Annotated in this window: 7 protein-coding genes, 1 tRNA gene and 1 pseudogene; 3 read left to right on the plus strand and 6 right to left on the minus strand. The window is 66.1% G+C overall.

The genetic code is table 11. From position 1 onward, the window contains the following. Positions 1-193: hypothetical protein (locus tag JS521_RS30655; protein ID WP_205086200.1), on the plus strand; the 193-nt coding region annotated here is incomplete at its 5' end. Here JS521_RS30655 and JS521_RS30660 read toward each other — a convergent pair. From JS521_RS30660 to JS521_RS30670, 3 genes and pseudogenes are all read right to left on the minus strand, one after another. Continuing rightward, a pseudogene (locus tag JS521_RS30660) lies at positions 114-305 on the minus strand (FmdB family zinc ribbon protein); the annotation flags it as partial. The gene JS521_RS30655 and the pseudogene JS521_RS30660 sit on opposite strands and share 80 nt — an antisense overlap. A 75-nt stretch (positions 306-380) precedes the next feature. Continuing rightward, complete coding sequence (locus tag JS521_RS30665) at positions 381-1,763, minus strand: hypothetical protein (protein ID WP_205086194.1); 1,383 nt, start codon at positions 1,761-1,763, stop codon at positions 381-383. A gap of 71 nt (positions 1,764-1,834) precedes the next feature. Continuing rightward, on the minus strand, positions 1,835-2,647 hold the full coding sequence (locus JS521_RS30670; protein ID WP_205086195.1) for a DUF4097 family beta strand repeat-containing protein: 813 nt from the start codon (positions 2,645-2,647) through the stop codon (positions 1,835-1,837). A 239-nt stretch (positions 2,648-2,886) separates the two neighbouring features. Here JS521_RS30670 and JS521_RS30675 point away from each other — a divergent pair. Together JS521_RS30675 and JS521_RS30680 are read left to right on the plus strand one after the other, a co-directional pair. Next, positions 2,887-2,961: transfer RNA gene (locus tag JS521_RS30675), tRNA-Val, on the plus strand. Between the two features lie 286 nt (positions 2,962-3,247). Next, the gene (locus JS521_RS30680) at positions 3,248-5,290 is read left to right on the plus strand and encodes a restriction endonuclease FokI C-terminal domain-containing protein (RefSeq protein ID WP_205086196.1); all 2,043 of its coding nucleotides are present in this window, start codon (positions 3,248-3,250) and stop codon (positions 5,288-5,290) included. Between the two features lie 66 nt (positions 5,291-5,356). On the opposite strand, the gene JS521_RS30685 is transcribed toward JS521_RS30680, so the two are convergent. From JS521_RS30685 to JS521_RS30695, 3 genes are all read right to left on the minus strand, one after another. Then, entirely contained in the window at positions 5,357-6,505 is a 1,149-nt protein-coding gene (locus JS521_RS30685) for a tyrosine-type recombinase/integrase (RefSeq protein WP_205086197.1), read from the minus strand. After that, complete coding sequence (locus tag JS521_RS30690; RefSeq protein WP_205086198.1) at positions 6,505-6,702, minus strand: helix-turn-helix domain-containing protein; 198 nt, start codon at positions 6,700-6,702, stop codon at positions 6,505-6,507. Before JS521_RS30690 ends, JS521_RS30685 begins: the two co-directional genes overlap by 1 nt. A gap of 312 nt (positions 6,703-7,014) precedes the next feature. Beyond that, on the minus strand, positions 7,015-8,454 hold a 1,440-nt coding region (locus tag JS521_RS30695), incomplete at its 5' end, for a YfjI family protein (RefSeq protein WP_205086199.1).

The following is an 8,454-nucleotide window of genomic DNA, read 5'->3' on the forward strand; positions in this document are numbered from 1 at the left end:
CGACTCCATCGCCTACACGACCTGGCGCACCCTGGACCCCGAGATCCACCTCGCCCCGGTGGCCGGCGGCCCGGCCCCCCCCCCCCCCCCCCGGGGGGCGACGGACGCCCGGGGCCGCCGCCCCCACCGCCGGCGGACGGTGCGGGAGCGGACCCGGCGGCACCGCCCACGGCCACGGCGGACAGCAGCTTGACGGTGTCGTCGTGGCCTGCGGGGCAGGAGGCGGGGTCCGAGGACTGCGCCATGGGACGGCTGAGTTCGAACGTGTCTCCGCAGGTGCGGCAGCGGAATTCGTAACGAGGCATGGGCTCAGGCTAGAGGCATCGGGGCCCGGAGACCACGCCCCCTAGCCCCGGGAGCCCCCTAGCCCTGGGAGCCCTCTAGCCCTGGACGCCGCCGCGCTCCTCGCGGATGTCGGAGACGACCCGGGCGGCGGTCTGCCGCACGGCCTCCGTCTCGGTGAGGAAGTGCCAGTAGTCGGGGTGGCGACCCTCCAGCCCGGCGATGGCCCGCTCCAGCCGGGCGACGGAGTCGTCGAGCGGCCGGGCGTGCCGGGGGTCGGGCGTGTGGCGGCCGGCCATGGCGAGACGCTGGGCGTCCCGCACCGCGAACCGGGTCCGCTCGATCTCCTGCTGCGGGTCCTTCGCCACGGCGTTCAACTGCTGCAACCGGTCCCCGGCGGCGGAGACCGCCTCGTCCGTGGCGTTGAGCAGGGCGCGGACCGTGGACAGCCGGGACGTGGCGTCCGCCCAGCGCTGCTCGTCGCGGGCCTTCGCCGCCTCGGCGAGCTTCTCCTCGGCCTGCCGCACGTTGACGGCGGCCTGCTCCGGGACGGGCTGGAGGTCCTGCCAGCAGGCGGCCGAGAAACGCCGCCGCAAATCGCTGAGCACCGGCTCCACCGAGCCCGCCCGCGTCGTCAGCGCCTGGGCGCGGGTCCGCAGGGACACCAGCCGCCGGTCGATCTCGGCGGCCCGCTCGGGCAGCCGCTCGGCTTCGGTCCGTACGGCCTCGGCGTCCCGCAGCACCACATCGGCGCGCTGGAGGGTCTCCGGGACGCCGTGCTTTCCCGCGCCCTGGTTCAGCTTGGTCAGCTCGGGGGCGAGCGCGGCGAGGCGGGCGGCGAGCTCATCGGCCCGGAGCCCCGAGGCCCGCACGGTGTCGAGGGCGTTGCTCGCCGCCAGGAGCGCCTGCCGGGCCCGCTCGACGGCCGGGGCGAGCCGGGCGAGCTGGGTCTCCGCGCTGCCCAGCAGCGGCCCCAGCCCCTGGGCGAAGCGGTCCAGCTCGCCCTTGACCCGTACGAGGTCGTCCTTGGCCCGGGTCAGCTCGGTGCGGGCCCGGGAGGCGACAGCGGGCTCCAGGTCGTCCCGGTCCAGGTCATGGCTGTCGACGGCGGTGATGTAGGCGTGGCTGACCTCGTCGATGCGCCGGCCGAGCGCGGCGAAGTCCTCGGCGGCCTTGCGGCCGCGCGAGGAGCTGTCCACGGCGTTGATGGTCTCGATGGAGATCCGAAGATCACGCTGGGCGGTGTCCAGATCGTAGAAGGCCTCGGCGGCGGCGTCCTTCGCGGCCTGCGCCTCGGCCCGCTCATTCTCCCCGCCGCGCCCGCCGAACCACCGGCGCGTACCGCCACCGGCGAAGGCGGCGGGCAGCGCGGCGAGCACGAGGGGCACGGGCAGCAGCATCAATGCCAGAAGATCCCGGCCACTTCGAACGGCGGAACTCGCACCCGCTCCTGCCTCCGGCCGCGCGTTGGTCGCCGTCACATCCCTCTCCCGTGCCGATTCGCCCTGCCCGGTACATTCTCCCACCAGGTAAGGACGAACACACGGGTCGGTTAGTTCGCGCTTCGCACGGTGACTTGCCCGTTCTCGCTGCGGGCCTTCACCACATGGGCGCTGTCGTCGCCGCGCGGCACCTCGATGGAGACGTCCCCGTTGTCGGCGGCGGCGTCGACCGCGTACTTCTGCCCGCCCGACGGCAGGTCGATGGTGATGCCCCCGTTGTCACTCACGGTGTCCACGAGATCGGGCACGGAGCTGAAGCCCAGCCGGATCTCCCCGTTGTCCGCGTGGGCCGTCACGGAGGAAGCGGTGATCCGGTCGGCCCGCACCTCCCCGTTGTCGCTCTTCAGCTTCAGCGCGCCGCTCGCGTCCTGGACGTTGATCTCCCCGTTGTCGGAGGACAGATCCAGTGCGCGGTCGAAGCCGGCGGCGCTGATCGTCCCGTTGTCCGACACGGCCTTCACCTCGACCCCGCGCGGCACCTTCACCCGGTGCCGGGAGTCGCAGTTGTTGGCCATCCCCTCGCACTTCACCCGGAGCGTGAGGGTGTCGTCCTCCATCTTCCAGACGGAGTCCGGCCCGCTGCCGAACACCACCCACCCGTCGACCTGCCGCTCCACCTCGACCTGCTCCACGTCGGCCGGCACGAGATCGACGAGGCCGTTCTCGGCGCTGATGGTCAGCGTCTTCCCCTCCAGAGCGAACGACTTGCGCTCGACGGGCGCCCCGTCGACGTCCGTGCTCCCGCACCCGGTGAGAGCCAGCGCCAGCAACGCCACCCCGCCCCCCAGAGCGAGGGCCCGCCCGGGCGCCCCGAGGCGCGCCTCGGGTCGGGTGCGGGTCGGTGCGCTCGTAACGATGTCCACGGTGATCGGTCCCCCAGATGCAGATGCGTGCTGCCGGACGGTGCCACCGGACGTCGCTGCCGGTGCACTCCAAACCGTATGCACCGACGGCCCCCCGCGGGATCCGGACCGCTACCGTCTCGGGGTGGGGTTATCCCCCGGAACCACCCCGGCGGGGTGCCCTCGGAGGACGGCCCGGGCCCGCCCGGGAACGGTTTATGAGCAGCGGCCCGGTCGATGTACGCTGTTGCCTCATCCACGGGTGCGTAGCTCAGGGGTAGAGCGCTGCTCTTACAAAGCAGATGTCGGCGGTTCGAAACCGTCCGCGCCCACCAGCCAGAACGCCCCCGCAGCGAGCCGCTGCGGGGGCGTTGACGGTAGTAGGTGACGGCAGCCCTCGCGCGCAGTCACACTCAGCCGCCCCCGAGCTGGCTGCTCCTCACTGGTTGGAAGCAGGCGACGAGGGTTGCTGCCGCCGGCCTGGGGCCGAAACGCCTTCCTCGTTTTCCTGCAAGCGCCGCGTCGTGATGCATACAATTTTTCCTGCGGTCAACCTCGTCTACCGAGCCGACGCCCGACGCACTCTATTGAGTGGTCTTCGTTCAACATGCAGGTGGGACTATGAACAGCATTGCAGGGATTGCTTACGAACCCGCTCGCCCCTGGAGTAACCGTTCCTTTTCTATGCCGGTGGTTCCTGGTGGGAATTCCGGGCAGATTAAGGTATTGCGATGTCTTCTTTCTTCCCTACGTTCTGGTGAGCATGTGGATGAGCCTCTGCAAATTCCTGATGGAGGCGGCGCCTCCGTCACCTTCTCGTCCATGGGGCAGCGGTTGCAGCCCGCGGGCCTAGTGACTAGAACCGGGAAGAATTCATGGCTGTTGACTCAGCAGGCAGAAGCGTGGTTGGACTCTGAAGATGACGGATATCTTATGTCTATTCTTCACGCCAATATCCGTTTTATGGGTGAGCTTCTCCATGAGGCCCGAGACGGGATGACCCAGTCGGACCTCCTCTCTTTGGCTTCAAAAAAATATGGGTGCTCATGGGATTCATTGGATCAGATTAGGCGACGAACGGCATGGCTGCGTGCGGGTGACTTTCTGGACTTGGATTTTCGTCACCAAGTAACCCCTACAAATGCTGGTCTGAAACTGCTCGACAAGCTAGAAATTGCCCAACCGGGCGCGACGCGCAAACGTGAATCCGTGCCAGTAGCTGTGATTGCGCCACCGCCCACTGCGCTTGTGCAATCGGCGCTTGCTTCAATTGACCCAAAACAGCGTAAAGCAAAAATTGGCTACATTCCACGCAGTGAGGGTAATGCGCTGCATTCGCTTCGCAAATTCTCCATCGCCTTGAAAGATGGAGTCACCAGAGAGGAGATCGATCGATTCGCCTCCGCGGAATTCGGGCTTCGGCCCTCATCCACCGCAAGCGCCCTCAGTGCCTTTAAAAGCGCGGGACTTGTGGAGCAAGTGGGCTTCAACGAGTATAAGTCCACGGACTTGGCTGCTTCCTGCGCCGAGGGGGACTCGAATATTGACTTTTTGCGGGTTCTTCATACGAGGTTCCGGTTTTTCGGTGAAGTGCTAGAGGCTCTGGAAGAGGTTGACACCCCCAGAGATTTGGCGGTCATTGGGAAGCTTCGGTATGGGATGCCTCGCGAAGATATTGCGGAAGTCAGGACGCGACTGCAGATGATGCGGGAGTGCGGCCTGATCGAGGAGGTTTCATGGGGGCACTATAGGCTGCTTGATTTGGGTAGAGCGCTTTTGGCTGAGTTGCCTTGTGAAATGCTAAACGATGAATCGGTCGAACCGGAATCCCTGACACCCGATGAAACGGACACGCGAGGAACTGACGCGCCTGATTACTCAGAGATTGCTGCGGAACTAATCGCTGCCTCGCGGGCTTCGGCTGCTCCGGAGCGATTCGAAGCGGCGGTAGCCCAGGCTTTCGGTTATCTCGGTTTTGATGCGCAATTGTTGGGCGGTTCAGGTCAAACCGATGTGCTCGTAGCAGCCAATTTGGCCGGGGATAAACGCTTCACAGTGATCATCGACGCAAAGTCTTCTGCGTCCGGGAAGGTTGGGGAGCAGCAGATCAACTTTGATACCCTAAAGGAGCATAAGGCTGCCAACTCGGCTGATTTTGCTCTGGCTGTCGGGCCTAGCTTTCCAGGGCAGCGGCTAATTGCTAGGGCTGAGGCGCATGGCATTGGCCTGTTCGGCGTCGAAGAATTTGTCAAACTTCTCCAAATGCACTCGGAGGCACCCTTTACGCTAACTGAACTCATGGATCTACTTAAAACTTCCGGAACGATGACTTCGGCTATCGTCGAACGCAAGTGGGCAGCGGAAATTCGAGCATTCCGTCTTTGCGAGCGTGTGTTGCATCAATTGGCAACCGAGGCGGCTAACGTTGATGCCTTCACCACCGGTGCGTTGTCTGCTCATGACCTATATTTGATTCTTCGTACGGAGTCTGCTGACCCGCCATCTCCGCCCGAGATCGAATCAGTGCTCAGTCTGCTTTCCTCTGAGCTTGTGCACGCCGTTCAGAAGAATGGTTCTCAGTATTTTATTCTCGAAGATCCGCAGACTACTGCCCGGAGATTGCGTCGCCTTGCTGCCAGCATCATCTCTGGTGGAAGTCGGTGAAACTAATCCATGGATAATTGCGACGCCCCCTCTTCTTGGTGGTGTCGAGGGGGCGCCGCTTGCGCCTTATCGCGTTTTAGGTCGACGTCGCAGAAGCCTATCCATGTGCCCCATTGCCTCTCGTCGGTTGTCGTCGGATACATGGGTATAGATGTTCATCGTGACGGCGATCTGCGAGTGCCCGAGAATCTCCATTACGACGCGTGCTGGCACACCGGCAGCGAACAAGAGCGTGGCGCATCCGTGCCGAGCATCGTGTAGGCGAATGCGGCGCAGCCCAGCGTCCGCAGTGATGCGCTCGAACGACCGGCTGAGGTTCCTCGGCTCGATCGCCCGCCCGGTCCTGGTCGTGAACACGTAGGTGCTGTCATGCCAGGCCCGCCCCGCCGCATCCCGCTGCGCAGCCTGCCGGAGACGCTGCCAGCGCAGCGGCGCCACGCACATTAGCGGTACGGGGATGGCGCGCGTGCGACGGTTCTTCGTGGAGTCCGCGTACAGCTCCTTCTGTACTCGCTGGATCTGGTTCCGCACGGTGAGCGTGCGGCGCTCCAGATCGATGTCAGACCAGCGGAGTCCCAGGATCTCTCCTCGCCGCAGTCCCAAAGCCACGGCTAGCACGAAAGCCGAGTACAGAGGATCCTTCCTCGCGGCCTCCAGGAAGGTGGTTGTCTCTTCCAAGTCCCACGGCTTCAGCTCGCGCGACTGAACCCGGGGGGCCGGGACGAGCTTGACCACGTTCCTGGTAATCAGCTCCTCCCGGCATGCAGCCGAAATCGCGCTGCGGAGAACGCGGTGTGACTCCTTTGCTGTGGCAGCCGACGCCTGTGCCGTCACGGCTGCGAGCATGCGTCGCACATCGGCGGCACCAAGGGTTTCCAGGCGTTTGGAGCCGATGTGTGGAATCAGGTAACGGCGCACGTGCGTCTCGTACTTGGCATACGTCGTCTTCTTGTGATCGTCCCTGACAAACTCCTCCAGCCAGTAGGGCAGCCACTCGGAGAGCTTGGCGGAGCGGGTAGGCGTCGGGATGCCTTGCCGATCGCGCAGGACCAGTTCCTGCCGCTTGGCGTCGCACTCGTCCCAGGTGCTGCCGTAGACGGTCTTGCGCTTACGTGTCCCGTCGGGTTGGGGAACGTAGACGCGTGCTTCGTACCGGCCGTCTTTGCGCCGCCAGATGCTGCCGGCGCCGTTGGGGTTCCTCTTCTTGGGGGCCATCAGGCGGCTTCCTCCAACTTGGTTTCCATGAAGGTGCGGAGACAATCGGCGGGGATGCGGCGAGCGCGGCCGATGGTGATGCTTGGGAGCTCTCGCGAGCGGATGAGGTCGTAGACCTTGAAGCGGCTCAGGCTGAGCGCCTCCATGACCTCGGGGACGGTGAGCGCTCGGTGGGTGGTGGGCAGAGTGGTGGTCACCAGGTGGCTCCTCGGCTGTCCGGGCGAGGCGTAGGGCCGGTCTGCCGTGACAGAACTGACAGAAATCACGCGAACTGCATCTGAACTGCTGGTTTGCCCGCTGAGGGCCCTGTGACAGAAATCGCGGAAAATCTGACAGAAATGGCTGTGGCGGCTTTCTGTCACGTGGCTCCGCCGGAGCAGCAGGGCCACAGCCCAATTTCTGTCGGACTTCTTTTTATTTCTGTCACAGGGCTCGGGGCGGTCATTTGTGCAGGTCAGGGCCTGTTCCGTCGATTTCTGTCAGTTCTGTCAGCGGTCCAGGGGTTTCTGTCAGCCCCCGGCGAGCGGCGGGGTGACGCTGGGGTGGGTGTCGAAGCGGGGCGAGGGCGGCCGACCGCGTCCGGTGCGGGACGCCTGGGGGTGCTGGCGGACCCATCCGTGTTCTTCCAGCAGGGTGAGTGCGGGGTCGAGGTCGGTCATGGCGGGGAAGTCGCCGCGTGACAGGCCTCGGAACAGCTCGCGTTTGGTGAAGCTGGAGAGGCGCTGTTCCTTGAGGTGGGTGAGGAGTTGGTGGGCTGCGTCCTGTGCGGGGTCGGCGCCCATGGCGTCGAAGACTTCCAGGGCGTGGGCGGTGAAGTAGTCCCCGATCTCGACCGCGTTGGCCATGGTGGCGGCTTCGATGGGGACCATCCATCCGTTGTCGGGGTGGGTGGCGAGGTGGAGGAGTCCGGCGATGCGGGCGACGGCCCCGTCGCGCTTGGACGCCCACTTGATGACCGGGTGGAGGCTGCGGCCCTTCCCGATCCGGGACTCGGTCACCTTCTGGTAGGCCAGGAGGATCGCGTCGGCGTCGGAGGTGAGGGTAAGGACGGCCGGGTCGGTCCAGTCCGCCAGCGCCAGCGCGAGCCCGCCCAACTGCTTTGCGTACGTGGCTGCGGTCTCTTCCGGCAGCAGGTCCGGGGTGAGGTTGCGGGAGCCGACCAGGGAGAGGGGCTTGGCGTACAGGAACCGGGCCAGTAGCCCCCGCCCGTCGGCCCCCTTGACCCGCCCCAGCGCGTCCAGAACTTCGGGCTGGATTGCCAGGCCCATGGTGATGGCGGGGGCTTCGACGTGCTGGGCGTCGCGGCCCTGCCGGTTCACCCTCACCATGTCCCCGGCGTGGCCCTTGAGGAAGATCCCCATGTTGGGGGTGCCGGAGTAGCGTCCGGCGATGATGTCGAAGATCTCGCCCTCGGCGGACATGACGCTCATCCGCCCGTCCTGGTCCGCAACCAGCGTGGCGAGGCTTTCCGGCGTGACGTCGTCCGCGACCAGCTGCGGCTTCGCGGGCACGGTCATCTCGTCTGCCTGCTGGGCGAGGTGGACGGCTTCGGCGGTGAGCTGGTCCCGCAGCCCGGGTTCGGCGGCGGCGGCCTTCTGTGCGGCCTTGTCGGCCGCCGAGCGGGCGAGGCGGGCGGTGGTCTCGGCTTCCGCCCGGCGCGGCCCGGACAGCTCCACCAACGCCTTCTCGGCGGCGAGGAGCGGGCCGGTCATGAGCGCGAACACGGCCGACTTCCGGTTGCCGGGGGGAAGGGCCACGGCGGTGTAGAGGTTCACCGGCTCGCGCCAGTGCCCCCGCACGTGCACCGTGGCCCGCCCGCCGGCCGCCGTGGCGAGCACGGCCAGCGCCAGGCACCCCGCGAGGTCCACGGGGGTCTGGGTCTCCTCCGCGACTCCGGCGACCATGCCACTCAGCCAGTCGGGCAGGGCGTGGGCGGGGAAGGTGGGGAG

It is taken from the genome of Streptomyces durocortorensis (genome assembly GCF_016901035.1).
Lineage (GTDB): Bacteria > Actinomycetota > Actinomycetes > Streptomycetales > Streptomycetaceae > Streptomyces > Streptomyces durocortorensis.

Bases quoted from the DNA above. Each gene is read 5' to 3' on its own strand.
- JS521_RS30680 (WP_205086196.1), top strand. From the start codon at position 3,248: ATGAACAGCATTGCAGGGATTGCTTACGAACCCGCTCGCCCCTGGAGT.
- JS521_RS30685 (WP_205086197.1), bottom strand. From the start codon at position 6,505: ATGGCCCCCAAGAAGAGGAACCCCAACGGCGCCGGCAGCATCTGGCGG.